Genomic DNA, 17,955 nt, shown 5'->3' with positions numbered 1-17,955 from the left:
TCGACAAGTGACCTTCGTGCTCAGCGCCACCAACCAAGGTCCCGTGCTGGGGAAAGGCGGTTGTACTCAAGTAATTGAAAGCCCATGAAGTTGTTGGTTACCACCGGGTACTTCACGACGTTGCACCCCTGGCACTCAGCCTTGGAGCCCTTGCGAGCACACGTGATGAAGTGCGCTTGCGGGTAAGCATAGTCATGCGTGATAGCGCGTAAGCTGCGGCCCCGGCCCATCCCCTTTCTGCCGATATGCGTGGTTTCCCGATCATCCAATGTAATGAAACCTTTGCGCTCCAGTGCAGCATGGATGATGTCAAATCGTCGCAGGTCCGAATCGTCACGGTCTCCTCCACCGTATACAAAGGAATTGAGGAAGAAGACGCGATGTTTCTCTGTCGCGGCGATGGTCTCGGCCAGATGTTCCAGGCCTCCTGTCTGGCCCAGGTCGCTGATCGACTTCGGGAAAATAAATACATCCACCTCATCCAAATCGACCGGCGTGAGCGATTTGATATGCACGTGCTGAAACCCGAGGCTGTCCGACTCCTCCAGCGCGATCAGCTTGCGCGTGGACCACTGGCAGCTGTCATAGCCGATATAGTCAAAATCCAGCCCCTCCAGATTTGCTTTCAGCGCATGGAAATCGGGGCAGACGCCACAGCCGAAGGAGGCGATCTGGACGCTACTGTAGGCATCACCCAAACGCCTCTTCAGCAGGCTCGCCAGGATGCAATACTCGAGGTAATAGGCGGGAAAATATCGAAGCACGTAGAGTTTTTGATAGATCGTGCTGCGGTAGGCTTGCGCACGAAGGCCATCATGAGAGAATTCGCACCAACGGTGCGCGCTTCTGTTGAACGATTTGTGGAACCGCTCAAGCACGCGGTCGACGAACTGGCTGTCGTACTTCATGAATGACAGTGTTCTCCTCAGGCACTGAAAGGATCACGCGACATGGCGCAAGGCCATTATGCCGATCTATTCGCTTCCCGTGAGCATTGATTCAGTGTTTTTCGTTGGCGGCTGCCATGCTGCCCTTAATCCCGGGAAAATCCTGCCACGCCATCATGCCCGTCGACAGGTCGCTCAACGACCATGCCGGTACCACATGTTGGTGATGACGATGATGAAGCCCCTGCTCTACGCCCTCGCACTGGTGGCCACGACTTCGACGACCATGGTGTTCGCTGAAGGTGGAGCCGACCGCCTCAAGGAACGCAGCGAGCAATGGGCCCTGCAACGCCAGCAGGCCCAGGAGGTCGTGGCCAAAGAAAAGCCCCAGCAAGATCAGCACCAGGCCCCCACCACCGACTCATCGAGCTGACCGCTCCGCTTGCCTCAAAACAGTGTTGATTGCTTTACGCGCGGCTCCAGCAAACCTGGCGATACCCCTTCCGTACCACCAATGAGGAAGGGGCTGGCAGGATCGTGCTGCTGACGCTGGGCAAGCGTCTTCTCATGGTTGAACGTGGCATAGCAGTACGCGCAACCATGCAGGCAGGTATTGTAGACACCGATATCGACGCTCTTGATACAACCACAGGCCGCACGCTGGCCGACGTCCTTGGTGCCTTTGAGCGTAATACCGAACAAGTCCGCCAGCAGTCGGTCATCAATACACTTGCCATGGGCGATGCCCGCTGCGTCGGTATCCACTTCTTCGGCGCAACTCTGTATCTGCATGCCATGCGCCTGTGCGACCTGGGCCATGTAGTGGGCAAGGTCGAGCAGTGCGTCGGGGCTGGCCAGTACATCGGAGCAGATCAACCCCTCAACCTTGGCCAGGTTGCTGCTGGTCTTCTTGTAGAAGTCGGCAAAGCTGATGACCACCCGCTCGGTATGCCCTGCCAGCAGGCCGGCGATCTTGGCGAACAGCCGCTTGTGCTCGGCAAGGTCGATCAGGTTGGACACCAGGATCGGGTCGTAGCGCCAGATCACCTTGCCAGGGCCCACGCGCTGGCTCAGGTCGATGAAGCAGCGGATCGCATCCATCGGCCGCGGGACGGACTTTTCAATGGCACGGGGATAACCGGTGATCGTGTAGTGGAAGTAGTAACGCAGCCCGCGAGCGTCCAGGGTGTCCAGTGATTTCATCAGGTGGCGGGGGTTGCGGGTCCAGAACACGATGGCGTCGACATCGGCCGGGTCGAGGGAGACCCGGGAGATCTGGTGATAATTGAACGGATTGCGGGTCAGCAGGAAACCCTGCTGGACACGGTTCATGAACCAGTCGGCATAGAAGGCGGGGATGTCGGTGCGGCGACTGGCGCTGATGATCATGGGCGGGTGTACTCGAGCAGTTGGTACTCCATGAAGCGGTTCCTCATAACGGGTCGTTTGATGACGTTACATCCTTCACAGAGCAATGAGCTACCCTCCCTTTCGCAATTGATCATCAATCGTTCAGGGTAATTGAAATCCGACGAGACCCGTACCAGGCCGACATCGAACGCGCCCCCCTCATAAGAGGTTTTACTCCGATCATCTTCAGTGCCAAAACCGGACTTGATCAAAGCCTCGTGCACGCCATCGAAGCATGACAGGTCAATGGATTTTTCGTTGCGCCCACTCGAAATGAATGAGTTCAAGAAGAACACCCGTTTCTTCTCGGTGCGGGCAATTAAGCGCGCCAAACGTTCCAGCCCGCCACTGCGAGCAATGTCACCAATCGACTTGGGAAAGATAAAAACGTCAACGTCGTCCAGATCAACACTGTCGAGCGCCCCAATATTCAGGTGGCAAAAAGACAAGTTGTCACTGTTGTCTTTCGGCACCAGTTTCCGCATAGACCAACGGCAGCTGTCATAACCGGTATACTCAAATTCTATTTCGCCAAGATTGTCCCGCAAAGCATAGTAATCCGGGCAAATGCCACACCCGAAGGACGCCACTTGAAGACATTCATCATATTGCCCCAAGCGCGCCTTCAGTTTTTCGGCAAGCACGCAATATTCAAGATAATACGCAGGGAAGTAGCGAAGCGTATAAAGCTTCTGGTAAACCCATTTTCGATAGGCATCCCCCTCCGGGTTGACGCGAGCAAAATCACACCACTTGTGTTCGTTCTTAAGAAATGATGCATGGAAATTGCCAAGCAACTCGTCAACGAATGCCGCATTGTAGTTCACGCCCTGCTCTCCTTGAGTACGTAAAAACCCATGCTATCGAAAACGATATCAACCTGCCATCACTAAAAATGGCCAATTAGTTAACGATTATCACTTCACAGAGCACCTGACACTTTCCCTGCGTCCTCTCGCCGCAGCCTCGTCCCCCTTGGCAAATCCCCCACAGCCCGTAAAATCGCGCTTCCTTTTCGCCCGTCGCCCAACCCGGTGGCCAGCACCCGCAAGGACCGCGTCCGTGCCTCGCCACATCGCCCATGTGCACCAGGCTCAACCGCCCCCGCCCGGCCTTTTTCGCAACAGGCCCAGCGGTTGACCCTTGCCAAGGTCGCAGCCTATCCGGCTCGCCGGCTGTAGCCGAAAAGGCGCACATCCGCGTTTTCCAACCTTGAGGTACGTATGTCTCCGCGTTTGCTGGCGATGGCGCTGGCACCCCTGCTCGGCCTGTTCATCATTGCCCTGGGCAATGGCTTCATGTCTTCCCTGACCACCCTGCGCCTGGGCGCCGCCGGCGAGTCGGCTACCACCATCGGCGTGGTGTCCTCGGCCTACTTCATCGGCCTGACGCTCGGTGCGGTGTTCAACGACCGGCTGATCCTGCGCATCGGCCATATCCGCGCCTACAGCAGCTTCGCCGCGCTGATCGGCGCGACCATCCTGCTGCAAGGGCTGTTCTACGACACCACCTGGTGGTCGGTGCTGCGCCTGCTCAACGGCTGGGCCGCGGTGGGCGTGTTCCTGGTGATCGAAAGCTGGCTGCTGCTGGCCGGCGACGCCAAGATCCGTGGCCGCCTGCTGGCGCTGTACATGATCGCCTTCTACGGCGCCGGGGTGATCGCCCAGGCCACCCTCGGCGAGATCACCAGCTGGGGCGATACCGCGCCCTTCATGCTCGCCGGCATGCTCGCCACCCTGTCGGTGCTGCCGATCGTGATCCTGCCGCGGGTGTCGCCACTGCTGGACCAGGTCGAGCCGCTCAAACCACGCCAGTTGCTGGGCGTGGCGCCCACCGGGCTGGTCGGCTGTTTCGGTTCGGGCGTCGCCATCGCGGGCATCTATGCCCTGCTGCCGCTGTACCTGCAGCGCATCGGCCTGGACATCGGCGAGATCGGCGACATGATGGCCTGGGTGATCCTCGGCGCCATGCTGCTGCAATACCCGGTCGGGCGCTGGTCCGACCGCAAGGACCGTCAGGACGTGCTGATCACCCTGGCCGCCGCGTGCGTCGTGTTGTCGGTGCTGATCGTGCTGCTGCCCACCGACACCGTGCTGCTGCCGGCGTTGCTGTTCCTGCTGGGCGGCGGCGTGTTCGCGCTGTACCCGGTGGCGGTCAGCAGCGCGGCCGACCGGGCACCGGCCGATGCCCTGGTACCAATGATCCAAGGCCTGCTGCTGATCAACTCGCTGGGCTCGGCCATGGCGCCGCTGGCCATCGCGCCGATGATGACCTCCTATGGCGAAGTCGGCCTGTTCTGGGCCTTTGCCGTGATCAACCTGGCCATGGTCGGCTTCTTCCTCTGGCGTCGCGGCAAGCGCCCGGCACCTGAACACCCTGCCCCGTTCGCGCCAACCGCGACCTTCTCGCCGAGCGGGGCCGAGCTGCGGGTGACCGAGGATCTGCGCCAGGCGGCGCAGGAGCATCCGACGCTGGATGCGATGGATGGCGGCGCAGCGGCGCCAGCGCCACGGCCTGACACACACTGAGCAATGGTTCGCCGGCAAGGCCGGCTCCTACCGAGCGGTCCGCTTTCGCGATCATCCTGTAGGAGCCGGCTTTGCCGGCGAATACGACTCAAAGGCCACGAACAACCCCGCTGGCGACAGCTGCGTCTGCCCAGGCGCCACTGAAATTCAATCTTCGCCCGCCAACGCCTGCTGGGCATCCCAACCGCCGCCAAGCGCCGCAATCAACTGCACACTCGCCACCAACCGCCCTTGCAGCAGGTTCAACACGCTGCGCTCGTTGCTAAGCGCGGTAGTCTGCACATTCACCACATCCAGGTAACCGATCAACCCCGCCTTGTACTGGTTCTCGGTCAAGCGCAGCGACTCCCGCGCTGCCTCCAGCGCCTCCTGCCGCACCCCGGCCTCGTCGGCGTACACCTTCAGCTGCACCAGGTAGTTCTCCACCTCCTTGAACCCATCCAGCACGGTCTGGCGATACTGCGCCACGGTCTGGTCATACACCGCGACGGTACGGTCCACCTCGGCGCTGCGCTTGCCGGCATCGAACAGGTTCAATGCCAGCTGCGGCCCGACCGACCAGTAGCGGTTGGGCAGCTCGACCCAGTTGCTGAAACTGCTGCTGGAATACCCGCCGCTCATGCTCAACGACAGGTCCGGGAAGTACGCCGCCCGGGACACGCCGATATTCGAGTTGGCCGCCATGACCTTGCGCTCGGCCGAGGCGATATCGGGCCGGCGTTCCAGCAGCTGCGACGGCAGCGACACGGGAATCTGCGGCAAGGCCGGGATAGCGTTGGTGGCGGCCAGGGCGAAGTCGGCCGGGGCCTTGCCCATCAGCACGGCGATGGCGTTCTCGTACTGCGCCCGCTGCCAGGCCAGGTCGATCAGGTCGGCCTGGGTGCTCTTGAGCTGGGTGCGCGCCTGGGCGACCGCGTCGGGGCCAGCCACCCCGGCGCGGTACTGGTTTTCGTTCATCTTCAGCGAACGCTCATAGGCAGCCACGGTGGCCTCCAGCAAGCGCTTCTGTTCATCGATCACCCGCAACTGCAGGTAGTTCTGCACCAGCTCCGACTGCTGGCTCAGGCGGATGGCCGCCATGTCGGCGAGGCTGGCCTCGGCGCTGGCTTCGTTGGCATTCATCGTCTCGCGCAGCTTGCCCCACAGGTCGATCTCCCAACTCACGCCAAGCTGGGCGTTGTAGGTGTTGCGGATGCCGCTGCTGTTGTTCGACAGGCTCGAGCTGGAACTGCCGGTGCCCTGGGCGGAGCGGTTCTTGGTGGTGGTCAGGTCGAGCGAAGGGAACAACGCGGCGCGGCTGCTGCGCACCAGGGCTTGCGCCTGGCGGTACTGGGCTTCGTACTGCGCGACGGTCTGGTTGCTGCGGTTGAGTTCCTCGACCAGGGCATTGAGCTGACGATCGCCATAGATTTCCCACCAGGCCCCCCGGGCGATGGCATCCGACGGGTTGGCCTGGGTCCAGCCTTCGGCCTGCTTGAACTGCGCCGGGGTGCTCAACTCGGGGCGGTGGTAGTCGGGGCTCAGGGTACAGGCGCTGAGCATCGCCACGCACAAGCCCGCGCCGAGCAGGCGCGAGCCGCGCCCCTCGGTCAGCAGCTTGAGGGCACGGTGCAGGCGGGTCTGGGCAAAGTTCATAGCGGGGTATCCAGGGCAGCGTCGGTGCGCACGCCGCGCCAACGGTTGAAACGGTGGCGCAGGCGGTCGAGGTACAGGTAGACCACAGGCGTTGTATAGAGGGTGAGGACCTGGCTGAACACCAGGCCACCGATGATGGTCAGGCCGAGTGGCTGGCGCATTTCGGCGCCCTCGGCACGGCTCAGCAGCAAGGGCAGCGCACCGAGCATCGCGGCCAGGGTGGTCATCAGGATCGGCCGCAGGCGCAGCAGGCAGGCGCGGCGGATCGACTCTTCCGGCGACAGGCCCTCATGGCGCTCCAGCTGCAGGGCCAGGTCGATCATCAGGATGGCGTTCTTCTTCACCACGCCGATCAGCAGGAACAGCCCCAGCAACGAGATCAGGCTGAACTGCCCACCGGTCAGGTACAGCGCCAGCAAGGCACCGACACCGGCCGAGGGCAGCGTGGAGAGGATGGTCAGCGGGTGGATGTAGCTCTCGTACAGGATGCCCAGTACCAGGTACACCAGCACCAGGGCACCGAGAATCATCAACGGTTGGCCCTGGGTGGTCTTGCTGAAGGCATCGGCCGTGCCGCCCAGCTTGGCGATCACCGACTCGGGCAGGCCGAGCTTGGCCACCGCGCGCTCCAGCGCCGCCAGGGCCTGGTCGGGGCTGTAGCCCTCGGCCACGTCGAAGTTGATGCTCTCGGAAGCGAACTGGCCTTCGTGGCTGACCCGGTCGTTGGCCAGGGAGTTCTCGTAGCGGGCGAAGGTCGACAGCGGCACGCGGGCGCCGTCGGCGGTGATCACCTGCACCTGCTCCAGGGTGCTCGGGTCCCAGGCGAACTTGGGGTTGATCTCCAGCACCACCTGGTACTGGTTGAGGCTGTCGTAGATGGTCGAGATCTGCCGCTGGCTGTAGGCGTTGTTGAGCACGGCGGTGACCATGTCCATGTCGATGCCCAGGCGCTTGGCCTGGTCACGGTCGACCACCAGCGTCACCTGCTGGGTGCCGGCGCCGTCGCGGGCGTCGATGGCGGTCAGCTCCGGCAATTTGCGCAGCTCGGCGGTGACTTTCGGGAACCATTCGCGCAAGGCTGCCAGGTCGCCGCTCTGCAGCGTGTACAGATACTCGGAGGTGCTCTGGTCGCGACCACCGCCCCCCAGTTGCAGGTCCTGGTCGGCCATCAGGTACAGGCGCCCGCCCGGGACCTTGGGCAATTCCTTGCGCAGGCGGTCGATCACCTTCTGCGCGTCTTCCTTGCGTACGTTGATGGGCTTGAGACGCACCAGCACGAAGGCGTTGTTGGTGCCGCTGTTGCCGCCGATGAAACCCGCAACGCTCTCTACGGCCGGGTCCTTGAGCAAGGCGCGGCGGTAGATTTCCATCTTCGGCTGCATCACGCTGAAGGACAGGCCGTCGTCGCCACGGATGAAGCCTTGCAACTGGCCAGTGTCCTGCTGCGGCATCAAGGTCTTGGGCACCACCACGTAAAGGGCGATGTTGAGGACGATGGTGGCCAGCAGGCTGAACAGGGTGAGACGTTTGTGGCGCAACGCCCAGCCCAGGCTCCTGTCGTAGCCTGCCACCATGCGCTGGTGAACGCGGTCGCTCCAGCGTTGCAGGCGGGTCTGCTGCTGTGGGCCATGGACCTTGAGCCAGCGCGAGCAGAGCATGGGGGTCAGGGTCAGCGACACCACCAGCGAGACGATGATCGCCGCCGCCAGGGTGATGGAAAACTCCTTGAACAGCCCACGGACGATGCCCCCCATGAACAGGATCGAGACGAACACCGCCACCAGCGAGACGTTCATCGACAGCAACGTGAAGCCCACCTCCTGTGCGCCCTTGTAGGCGGCGCGCATCGGTTTCTCGCCATTCTCGATATGCCGCGAGATGTTCTCCAGCACCACGATGGCATCGTCCACCACCAGCCCGGTGGCCAGGATCAAGGCCATCAGCGACAGGTTGTTCAACGAGAAGCCGCACAGGTACATGACCGCGAAGGTGCCCACCAGCGACACCGGCACCGCCAGGCTGGGGATCAGCGAGGCGCGCAGGTTGCCGAGGAACAGGTAGACCACCAGGATCACCAGCACCACGGCGATCAGCAGCGTGTGCTCGGCCTCCTTGAGCGTGGCCTTGATCACCGGTGAGCGGTCCATGGCCACGTTGAGCTTGACGCTGGCCGGCAGCAGCGACTGCAAGGCCGGCAGCTCGGCCTTGATCTGGCCGACGGTCTCGATGATGTTGGCGTTGGTCTGGCGGTTGATCACCAGCAGCACCGCGCTTTCGTCGTTGAAGAAGCCGCTGTTGTAGCGGTTCTCCACGCCATCGGTGACCTTGGCCACGTCGGACAGGCGCAGGATCGCGCCGTTGGCCTGGCGGATCACCACCGGCTTGTAGTCTTCGGCCTTCTCCAGCTGGTCGTTGGCGCGCACCTGCCAGTTGCGTTCCTGGTCCTCGACGAAGCCCATGGGCCGGCGCTGGTTGGCGTTGGCCACGGCGGTGCGCACATCGTCCAGCGACAGGCTGTACTGGTTGAGCAATTGCGGTTCCAGCTCGATGCGCACGGCGGGCAGCGAGCTGCCGCCAATCTGCACTTCCCCTACCCCGCTGACCTGGGACAGGCTCTGGGACAGGATGGTGTCGGCCAGGTCGTACAGCTTGCCCTTCGACAGCACGTCGGAGGTCAGCGACAGCACCATGATCGGTGCCTGGGACGGGTTGATCTTCTTGTACGTGGGCATGCTGCGCATGCCGCTGGGCAGCAGGTTGCGGGTGGCGTTGATCGCCGCCTGCACCTCGCGCGCCGCGCCGTCGATGTCACGGCCCAGGTCGAAGCCGATGATCACCCGGGTCGAGCCCTGGTTGGAGCTGCTGGTCAGGGTGGTGACGCCGGCGATGGCACCCAGCTTGCGCTCCAGCGGCGTGGCCACGGTGGAGGCCATGACCTCCGGGCTGGCGCCAGGCAGGTTGGCGGTTACCACGATCACCGGGAAATCCATCTGCGGCAGCGGCGAGACCGGCAACAGGCCGAAGCTCACCCCGCCCAGCAACATGATCGCCAGGCTCAGCAGCATGGTGGCTACCGGCCGGCGAATGAACGGTCCGGACAGGTTCATTTCCAGCTCCACGCTTCAAGCGGCAAGCGGCAAGCTTCAAGCCGCAAGAAAAAGCGCGCGCGAGCACCGCACGCGAATCCACCCCGATCAGCTTGCCGCTTGCAGCTTGCCGCTTGCAGCCTGAAGCCGCTCATACCGCCTCCTCGGCCGAACACGAATCGCCCCAGCGGCGCGCCAGGCGGTCGAAGTACAGGTAGATGACCGGGGTGGTGAACAGCGTCAGCACCTGGCTCACCAGCAGCCCGCCGACCATCACCAGGCCCAGCGGCTGGCGCAGCTCGGCGCCGGAACCGGTGGCGAGCATCAGCGGCACGGCGCCGAACAGCGCGGCCAGGGTGGTCATCAGGATCGGCCGGAAGCGCAGCAGCGCCGCCTGGTAGATCGCATCGCGCGGGCTCATGCCCTGGTGGCGCTCGGCCTCCAGGGCGAAGTCGATCATCATGATCGCGTTCTTCTTGACGATGCCGATCAGCAGGATGATGCCGATGATGGCGATCATCCCCAGGTCGTTGCCGCTGAGCAGCAGCGCCAGCAAGGCGCCCACCGCCGCTGACGGCAGCGTGGAGAGGATGGTCACCGGGTGGATGTAGCTCTCGTAGAGCACGCCCAGCACGATGTACATGGTCACCACGGCGGCCAGGACCAGCAGCAAGGTGCTCGACAGCGAAGCCTGGAATGCCTCGGCGGCGCCCTGGAACTGGGTCTGCACGCCGATCGGCATGCCGATGTCGCGCTGCACCTGTTCGATCACCTTGACCGCCTCGCCCAGCGACGCGCCATGGGCCAGGTTGAACGACATCATCACCGCCGGGAACTGGCCGATGTGCGAGATGGCCAGTTGCGCCTGGCGCTGCTCGATGCGCGCCAGCGCCGACAGGCGCACCTGGCCGCCGTCGGTGGCCTTGACGTGGATCGACTCCAGCGCCTGCGGGCCGAGGCTGGCGGCGGTCTGCGACTGCAGCACCACGCGGTACTGGCTGGCCTGGGTGTAGATGGTCGATATTTGCCGCTGGCCGAAGGCGTCGTACAACGCGTTGGTGATCTGCGACACATTGATCCCCAGGCGGCTGGCCATGTCGCGGTCGATCACCAGGTACACCTGCAGGCCCTTGTCCTGCAGGTCGCTGGCCACGTCACGCAGTTCGGGCCGCTGCTGCAGGGCCTGGACCAGCTTGCCGCTCCATTGCGCGAGCAGTTCAGCGTCCGGCGAGCTGAGGCTGAACTGGTACTGGGTGCGGCTGACCCGGTCCTCGATGCTCAGGTCCTGCACCGGCTGCATGAACAGGCGGATGCCCACCAGCTTGTCGAGCTGCGGTTGCAGGCGGCTGATGACCTGGGCGGCGGTGACGTCGCGCTCGCCATGGGGCTTGAGGTTGATCAGCAGGCGGCCGCTGTTGAGGGTGGCGTTGTCGCCATCCACGCCGATGTACGAGGACAGGCTCTGCACCGCCGGGTCCTCGAGGATAACCTTGGCCAGGGATTGCTGGCGCTGGCTCATGGCGGCGAACGAGGTGGACTGCGGTGCTTCCGAAATCCCCTGGATCACCCCGGTGTCCTGCGCCGGGAAGAAGCCTTTGGGTACGATCAGGTAGAGCACCACGGTCAGCGCCAGGGTGGCCACCGCCACCAGCAACGTGAGCGGCTGGCGCTTGAGCACCCAGGTCAGGGCGCTGCCGTAGTGCCTGATCAGCCAGTCGATCCAGGCGCCACTGGCGCGATAGAAACGGCCCTGCTCTTGTTCTTTCGGTTCGCGCTTGAGCAGGCGCGCGCACATCATCGGCGTCAACGTCAGCGACACCACCAGCGAAATCAGGATGGCCACCGCCAGGGTAATGGCGAACTCGCGGAACAACCGCCCGACCACATCGGCCATGAACAGCAGAGGGATCAGTACCGCGATCAGCGAGAAGGTCAGCGAGATCAGGGTGAAGCCGATCTGCTTCGCGCCCTTGAGCGCGGCCTGCAGCGGCGTCTCGCCTTCCTCGATATGGCGGGAGATGTTCTCCAGCATGACGATGGCGTCATCGACCACGAAGCCGGTGGCGATGGTCAGGGCCATCAAGGTGAGGTTGTTGACCGAGAACCCGGCCAGGTACATCACCCCGAAGGTGCCGATCAGCGACAGCGGCACGGCGATCGACGGAATGATCGTGGCCGAGACGCGGCGCAGGAACAGGAAGGTGACCATCACCACCAGGGCGATGGCGAACAGCAGTTCGTGCTGCACGTCGCGCACGGCGGCGCGGATGGTCTGGGTGCGGTCGGTGAGCACGCTGACGTCCAGGCCCGCCGGCAGGTTGTCGGTGATCGACGGCAAGAGCTCTTTGATCCGGTCGACCACCTCGATGACGTTGGCGCCAGGCTGGCGCTGGATATTCAGCAGCACCGCCTCGTTCTGGTTGGCCCAGGCGGCCAGGCGCTCGTTCTCGGCGCCGTCGACGATCTCGGCGACGTCCTTCAGGCGCAGCGGCGCGCCGTTGTTGTACTTGAGGATGAGGTTGGCGTATTCCTCGGGCGAGCGCAGTTGGTCGTTGGCGTCGAGCATCGACACCCGGGTCGGGCCGTCGAAGTTACCCTTGGGCTGGTTGACGTTGGAGGCGCCGATCAGGGTGCGCACGTCGTCCAGGTTGAGGCCGTTGGCGGCCAGGGCATCGACGTTGACCTTGATCCGCACCGCCTGGCGCTGGCCACCGGCGATGCTGACCATGCCCACGCCGCTGATCTGGGCGATCTTCTGCGCCACGCGGGTGTCGACCAGGTCGTTGAGCTTGGGCAACGGCATGGTTTTCGACGAGATGGCCAGCGTCAGCACCGGGGTGTCGGCCGGGTTGACCTTGTTGTACACCGGAGGCGCCGGCAGGTCGCTGGGCAGCAGGTTGCTGGCGGCGTTGATCGCGGCCTGCACCTGTTGCTCGGCGACGTCCATGTTCATGTCGAGGCTGAAGCGCAGGGTGAGCACCGAGGCGCCACCGGAGCTGGTGGAAGCCATCTGGGTGAGGCCCGGCATCTGCCCGAACTGGCGCTCCAGCGGCGCGGTGACGGCGCTGGTCATCACCTGCGGGCTGGCGCCGGGGTACAGGGTCATGACGCGGATGGTCGGGTAGTCAACCTGGGGCAAGGCCGCCACCGGCAACAGTTTGTAGGCGATCAGGCCGGCCAGGACGATGGCCAGCATGCTCAGCGTGGTGGCGACCGGCCGCAGGATGAACAGGCGCGAGAGGTTCATGCGCCCGCCTTGTCGCTCGGCTCACCGGCCTGGGCCGAGCCTTTCGCGCCCTGCCCTTGCAGGTGCTGGCCGGGGGTGGTCGGCACTTGCGAGCTGTCCTCGACGACCTCGACCTTGGTACCTTCGCGCAGGCGGTCGGTGCCTTCGAGCACCAGGCGGTCGCCGGCGGCCAGGCCTTCGACGATCACCGTGTGCTCGCCATCGCTGGCGCCCACCTTGAGCTTGCGGATGTTGACCTTGCTCTCGGCGTTGACCACATAGACGAAGGTGCCGTCGTTGCCGAACTGGATCGCCGCGCTCGGGGCCAGCACCACCTGCTTGAGGGTGTCGGCCAGCAGGCGCACGTTGACGAACTGGTTGGGGAACAGGGCGTGGTCCTTGTTCTGGAAGGTGCCCTTGAACTTCAGGGTGCCGGTGGTGGTGTCGATCTGGTTGTCGAGGCTGCCCAGCACGCCGGTGGCCTGCAGTTTCTGGTCGCCACGGTCCCAGGCTTCGACCGGCAGGCTGGCGCCGCTGCGGTAGCGGGCGAGCACGGTGTCGAGCTGGGTTTCCGGCAAGGTGAAGGCTACGTTGATCGGTTCGGTCTGGGTGATGACCACCAGGGCGGTGGTGTCGTTGGCCGCCACCAGGTTGCCCAGGTCCAGCTGGCGCAGGCCCACCCGGCCGCTGATCGGCGCGCGGATCTGGGTGAAATCGAGGTTCAGGCGAGCATCGTTGACCTGCGCCTGGTTGGTCTTGACCAGCCCCTGGAACTGCCCCACCTGGGCTTCGGCGGTGTCGAGGGTCTGCTTGGCGATGCTGTCTTCGGCGTACAGGCCTTTATAGCGGGCCAGGTCGACCTGGGCATTCTTCAACTGCGCCTGGTTCTGCGCCAGGGTGCCTTCGGCCTGTTGCAGGGCGATACGGTACGAGCGTGGGTCGATTTCGGCGAGCAGGTCGCCGGCCTTGACCTGCTGGCCTTCCTTGAAATGTATCTTGACCAGCTCGCCGGCCACCCGGCTGCGCACGTTGACCGTGTTGGTCGCGGTAACGGTGCCCAGGGCCTTGTAGTACAGCGGGAAATCACCGACCCGCACTGGCTCGACGCGCACCGGCACCGCCTCGGTGGAGGCGCCGAAGCCCGGGCGTCCGCCCATGCCCATCCCTGCGCCCCGGCCTGGGCGGCCGCCCGAGGCTTCGTGGTGGGCCGACGGCGCGGGCCACTGCCACCAGGCCAAGACGGCCACCAGCAGCAGGATCAGCAGGCCGAACAGCCAGCGACGGAGGGAACGGGAATTGGAGGCTTGCATGGGTCGAACGAACCTTGTTCAGAGAAAGACGGCGTGGAGAGCCTGAACGATAAGCACTGGCATCGGTTTAGCAAAGTGGCTTTACCCGCGCTTTACCTTCGGCTGACGTTGAAAAGACGGTGAACTTTAAATGAAAACGGCCTGGAACAGGGTCCAGGCCGTTACCGGGTGTTACCTGGTTCGCCGGCAAGCCGGCCCCTACCTGTGTCCAGTAGGGGCCGGCTTGCCGGCGAACACTGCGAGCGCTTACTTCAAGACAGCCAGCGCCGCCTCATAGTTCGGCTCGTGGGCGATTTCGCTGACCAGTTCGCTGTGCAGCACCTTGTCGTTTTCGTCCAGCACCACCACGGCGCGGGCAGCCAGGCCGGCCAACGGGCCGTCGGCGATGGCCACGCCGTAGGCTTCCAGGAACTCGCGGCCACGCAGGGTCGACAGGTTCTTCACGTTCTCCAGGCCTTCAGCGCCGCAGAAACGCGCCTGGGCGAACGGCAAGTCGGCGGAGATGCACAGCACCACGGTGTTGGCCACGTCATTGGCCTGGGCGTTGAACTTGCGCACCGAGGTGGCGCAGGTCGGGGTGTCGACGCTCGGGAAGATGTTCAGCACCTTGCGCTTGCCGGCAAAGTCCTTGAGCGACTTGTCGGACAGGTCGCCAGCGACCAGGGAGAACGCCGGTGCCGCGGCGCCAGCCTTCGGCAGTTCGCCTTTGACCTGAACCGGGTTGCCTTTGAGAGTCACTTGAGCCATGGCGGAATTCCTTATGCGGGTTTTGAAAAAGACCCTGAGTTAAGCATGAAGCCGCGCAAGTGCCTATAAGCAAACATGAAATTGTTCTATTGCCGGACAATTTTTGTGGACAAAAAAATGCCCGGGTGGCGACAACCGCCCCGGGCATTTGTATCGTTCAGGCGTGGATCAGGCCAGCAGGCCGTACACCACCGAGGTCAGGGCCACCAGGCCGACGACCACCACGAACACGTTGGACAGCGCACCGCTGTACTTGCGCATCGACGGTACGCGACGGATGGCGTACATCGGCATCAGGAACAGCAGCACGGCGATGATCGGGCCGCCCAGCGACTCGATCATGCCCAGGATGCTCGGGTTGAGGGTGGCGACGATCCAGCACACCACCAGCATCAGCGCTGCGACCACGCGGTCCAGGGTCTTGGCGCCCGGGCGCATGCCGGCCTTGACGATCATGCCCTTGAGGCCTTCGCTGGCACCGATGTAGTGGCCCAGGAACGACTTGGCAATGGCGATGAAGGCGATCAACGGCGCGGCGAAGGCGATGGCCGGCTGCTCGAAGTGGTTGGCCAGGTACGACAGGATCGACAGGTTCTGCGCCTTGGCTTCGGCCAGCTGGGCGCTGCTCAGGGTCAGCACGCAGCTGAACACGAAGAACAGCACCATCAGCACCATCAGCAGGTGGGCGCGGCGCAGGATCTGGCCGCTGCGCTCGTCGGCGTGGTCACCGTAGCGGCGCTTCTGGTCGACGGCGAAAGCCGAGATGATCGGCGAGTGGTTGAACGAGAACACCATCACCGGAATGGCCAGCCACACGGTGTGCAGGAACGCCGAGCCCGACGGCACCTGCGATGCGGTGTCGAGGATGCCGCCGGTCCAGTGCGGCACCAGGTACAGGGCCAGCATCGCCAGGGCGACGATGAACGGGTACACCAGCAGGCTCATGACCTTGACCGTGGCCTGCTCGCCGCAGCGCACGATGGCCAGCAGGCCGAGAATCAGCACGAACGAGAGGATCGCCCGCGGTGGTGGCGCGATGTGCAGCTGGTGCTCCAGGAAGCTGCTGACGGTGTTGGTCAGGGCCACGCTGTAGATCAGCAGGATTGGGAAGATGGCGAAGAAGTACAGCACGGTGATCAGCGCGCCGGCCTTGATGCCGAAATGCTCTTCGACCACTTCGGTGATGTCGCCGCCGTTACGGCCGGAGAGCACGAAGCGGGTCAGCCCGCGGTGGGCGAAGTAGGTCATGGGGAAGGCCAGCACGGCCAGGACCAGCAGCGGCCAGAAACCGCCGAGGCCGGCGTTGATGGGCAGGAACAGGGTTCCGGCGCCGATCGCCGTGCCGAACAGGCCCAGCATCCAGGTGGTGTCGTGACGCGACCAGCTGCCGAGGGTGGCGGGGGTCGATTCTACAAAGCGTTGTTCAACGCTTGGGGCCTGCTCATTCATCCGGGTGAAGCTCCACTCGCAAGACTGCAACAGGCTGAGAATGGCGAACTAGACGATTCGCCCAACTCAACCGGGGAAGAGGGGCGCGATTGTGCATGCAAAGGTTGCACTTGGGGAAGCCCCGTCCGAGAGACGGTTGCACTTGTCTTTACAAGAAGGGAAAAAACGCGGGCAGCCTGGTTCGCCGGCAGGCCGGCTCCTACAGAGGTCGGTAGGAGCCGGCTTGCCGGCGAACAGGGGCGCGGGAGGGCTTTGTTACTTCTGAACGGCGGCGAACGCCTCGGCCACCTGGCGCAGGTTGGCCGGACGCAGGCCGGACATGCACATGCGGCCGCTGTCGATCAGGTACACGCCGAACTCGTCACGCAGGCGGCGCACCTGTTCGACGCTGAAACCGGTGTAGCTGAACATGCCGCGCTGGCGCAGGAAGAACTGGAAGTCCTGGCCCGGCAGCAGTTCACCGAGCAGGTCGACCAGGCCCTGGCGCATCTCGAGAATGCGCTTGCGCATCACCTCGACCTCCGCCTCCCACTGGGCGTTCAGGCTGGCCTCGCCGAGCACGCCGGCGACCAGTTGCGCACCGAACGCGGGCGGGCTGGAGTAGTTGCGGCGCACGGTGGCCTTGAGCTGGCCCAGCACGCTGCCCGCAGTGGCGGCGTCGTCGCAGACCACCGACAGCCCCCCTACCCGCTCGCCGTACAGCGAGAAGATCTTCGAGAACGAGTTGCTGACCAGGCAAGGTACGCCGGCACGGGCCATCTCGCGGATGGCGAAGGCGTCTTCCACCAGGCCTTCACCGAAGCCCTGGTAGGCGATGTCGAGGAACGGGATCAACTGGCGCGCCTTGACCACCTCGACCACCTGTTGCCACTGCTGGGCAGTGAGGTCGGCGCCGGTGGGGTTGTGGCAGCACGGGTGCAGCAGGACGATGCTGTTGGCCGACAAGGCTTGCAGGGCGGCGAGCATGCCGGCGAAGTCCACGCCACGGGTGGCCTGGTCGAAGTACGGGTAGGTGTGCACCTTGAAGCCCGCGCCTTCGAAGATCGCCCGGTGATTGTCCCAGGTCGGGTTGCTCACCCAGACTTCGGAGCCCGGGAAGTAGCGCTTGAGGAAGTCGGCGCCGACTTTCAGCGCGCCGGAACCGCCGACGGTCTGCACCGTGGCCACGCGACCGTCGGTGACGGCTGGGTGGTCGGCACCGAACAGCAGGGCCTGGATTGCCTGGCGGTAGGCGGCCAGGCCTTCCATCGGCAGGTACAGTGAGGCTTCGTGGGGCTGGCCGGCCAGGCGTTTTTCCACCTCGCCCACCGCCGCCAGTTGCGGCACCACGCCGGCTTCGTCGTAGTACAGGCCGATACTCAGGTTGACCTTGTCGGCGCGCGGGTCGGCCTTGAAGGTTTCCATCAGCGAGAGGATCGGGTCGCCGGCATAGGCATCGACATGTTTGAACACAGCGTGCAGCTCCTTGGAAATCAGGACAGTTCAGGGAAGGCTCAGGCGAGGATACCCGCAGTCGGGCGCAAGGAACATCACCGATGCGCAAGCGGTCGATGCAGGGGTGCAAAGGCGCCGGGGTTCAAGGGGGCGGCGGGAGCCTTGTGGCGCTTTCGAAATCGAGCGCCGCACGGGCGGCGCTCGATCTCATGGGCGATGCAACTACTGCGCCTGACGCCTGGA

Annotated in this window: 12 protein-coding genes; 2 read left to right on the top strand and 10 right to left on the bottom strand. The window is 64.0% G+C overall.

Annotated elements, in window-relative coordinates; all coding sequences use genetic code 11:
- Positions 1-20 precede the first annotated feature (20 nt).
- Complete coding sequence (locus NGM28_RS17020) at positions 21-908, bottom strand: hypothetical protein (RefSeq protein ID WP_252090849.1); 888 nt, start codon at positions 906-908, stop codon at positions 21-23.
- Positions 909-1,119: 211 nt separating this feature from the next.
- Between NGM28_RS17020 and NGM28_RS17015 the strand changes: the two genes are divergently transcribed.
- Positions 1,120-1,320 carry a hypothetical protein gene (locus NGM28_RS17015; protein WP_252090848.1) on the top strand — a complete coding sequence of 67 codons (201 nt, stop codon included), beginning with the start codon at positions 1,120-1,122 and terminating at the stop codon, positions 1,318-1,320.
- Positions 1,321-1,334: 14 nt separating this feature from the next.
- Here the strand turns inward: NGM28_RS17015 and NGM28_RS17010 are convergent, their stop codons facing one another.
- Together NGM28_RS17010 and NGM28_RS17005 are read right to left on the bottom strand one after the other, a co-directional pair.
- Positions 1,335-2,276 (bottom strand): DUF1848 domain-containing protein, encoded by a 942-nt coding sequence (locus tag NGM28_RS17010; RefSeq protein WP_252090847.1) that lies wholly within the window; start codon positions 2,274-2,276, stop codon positions 1,335-1,337.
- Entirely contained in the window at positions 2,273-3,124 is an 852-nt protein-coding gene (locus tag NGM28_RS17005) for a hypothetical protein (RefSeq protein ID WP_252090846.1), read from the bottom strand. The genes NGM28_RS17010 and NGM28_RS17005 overlap by 4 nt, the downstream gene beginning before the upstream one ends.
- Before the next feature lie 396 nt (positions 3,125-3,520).
- Here NGM28_RS17005 and NGM28_RS17000 point away from each other — a divergent pair, with 396 nt between their 5' ends.
- Positions 3,521-4,825, top strand: a complete 1,305-nt coding sequence (locus NGM28_RS17000) for an MFS transporter (protein ID WP_252090845.1) — start codon at positions 3,521-3,523, stop codon at positions 4,823-4,825.
- A 147-nt stretch (positions 4,826-4,972) separates the two neighbouring features.
- Here NGM28_RS17000 and NGM28_RS16995 read toward each other — a convergent pair whose 3' ends face one another.
- The 7 genes from NGM28_RS16995 to NGM28_RS16965 form a co-directional block, all read right to left on the bottom strand.
- A complete protein-coding gene (locus NGM28_RS16995) occupies positions 4,973-6,460 on the bottom strand; it encodes an efflux transporter outer membrane subunit (RefSeq protein WP_252090844.1) in 1,488 nt (495 codons plus the stop codon).
- A complete protein-coding gene (locus tag NGM28_RS16990; protein WP_240066861.1) occupies positions 6,457-9,567 on the bottom strand; it encodes an efflux RND transporter permease subunit in 3,111 nt (1,036 codons plus the stop codon). Before NGM28_RS16990 ends, NGM28_RS16995 begins: the two co-directional genes overlap by 4 nt.
- 130 nt (positions 9,568-9,697) lie before the next feature.
- Positions 9,698-12,793: an MdtB/MuxB family multidrug efflux RND transporter permease subunit gene (locus NGM28_RS16985; RefSeq protein WP_252090843.1), complete on the bottom strand. Its 3,096-nt coding sequence runs from the start codon at positions 12,791-12,793 to the stop codon at positions 9,698-9,700.
- The gene (locus NGM28_RS16980) at positions 12,790-14,082 is read right to left on the bottom strand and encodes an MdtA/MuxA family multidrug efflux RND transporter periplasmic adaptor subunit (protein WP_240066859.1); all 1,293 of its coding nucleotides are present in this window, start codon (positions 14,080-14,082) and stop codon (positions 12,790-12,792) included. The genes NGM28_RS16985 and NGM28_RS16980 overlap by 4 nt, the downstream gene beginning before the upstream one ends.
- Before the next feature lie 246 nt (positions 14,083-14,328).
- The gene (gene tpx, locus NGM28_RS16975; RefSeq protein ID WP_252090842.1) at positions 14,329-14,829 is read right to left on the bottom strand and encodes a thiol peroxidase; all 501 of its coding nucleotides are present in this window, start codon (positions 14,827-14,829) and stop codon (positions 14,329-14,331) included.
- A 168-nt stretch (positions 14,830-14,997) separates the two neighbouring features.
- On the bottom strand, positions 14,998-16,278 hold the full coding sequence (locus tag NGM28_RS16970; protein WP_240066857.1) for a serine/threonine transporter: 1,281 nt from the start codon (positions 16,276-16,278) through the stop codon (positions 14,998-15,000).
- A gap of 255 nt (positions 16,279-16,533) precedes the next feature.
- Entirely contained in the window at positions 16,534-17,730 is a 1,197-nt protein-coding gene (locus tag NGM28_RS16965; protein WP_252090841.1) for an amino acid aminotransferase, read from the bottom strand.
- Positions 17,731-17,955: the final 225 nt, after the last annotated feature.

The organism is Pseudomonas sp. MWU13-3659 (genome assembly GCF_023757525.1).
Classification (GTDB): Bacteria; Pseudomonadota; Gammaproteobacteria; order Pseudomonadales; family Pseudomonadaceae; genus Aquipseudomonas; species Aquipseudomonas entomophila_E.
The sequence above is the reverse complement of the archived record's forward strand: the minus strand, read 5'-3'. Positions and strand labels throughout refer to the sequence as shown.

Coding starts and splice junctions, on each gene's coding strand:
- NGM28_RS17020 (WP_252090849.1), bottom strand. CDS start 908: ATGAAGTACGACAGCCAGTTCGTCGACCGCGTGCTTGAGCGGTTCCAC.
- NGM28_RS16990 (WP_240066861.1), bottom strand. CDS start 9,567: ATGAACCTGTCCGGACCGTTCATTCGCCGGCCGGTAGCCACCATGCTG.
- tpx (WP_252090842.1), bottom strand. CDS start 14,829: ATGGCTCAAGTGACTCTCAAAGGCAACCCGGTTCAGGTCAAAGGCGAA.
- NGM28_RS16980 (WP_240066859.1), bottom strand. CDS start 14,082: ATGCAAGCCTCCAATTCCCGTTCCCTCCGTCGCTGGCTGTTCGGCCTG.
- NGM28_RS17010 (WP_252090847.1), bottom strand. CDS start 2,276: ATGATCATCAGCGCCAGTCGCCGCACCGACATCCCCGCCTTCTATGCC.
- NGM28_RS17015 (WP_252090848.1), top strand. CDS start 1,120: ATGATGAAGCCCCTGCTCTACGCCCTCGCACTGGTGGCCACGACTTCG.
- NGM28_RS16995 (WP_252090844.1), bottom strand. CDS start 6,460: ATGAACTTTGCCCAGACCCGCCTGCACCGTGCCCTCAAGCTGCTGACC.
- NGM28_RS16970 (WP_240066857.1), bottom strand. CDS start 16,278: ATGAATGAGCAGGCCCCAAGCGTTGAACAACGCTTTGTAGAATCGACC.
- NGM28_RS17000 (WP_252090845.1), top strand. CDS start 3,521: ATGTCTCCGCGTTTGCTGGCGATGGCGCTGGCACCCCTGCTCGGCCTG.
- NGM28_RS16985 (WP_252090843.1), bottom strand. CDS start 12,793: ATGAACCTCTCGCGCCTGTTCATCCTGCGGCCGGTCGCCACCACGCTG.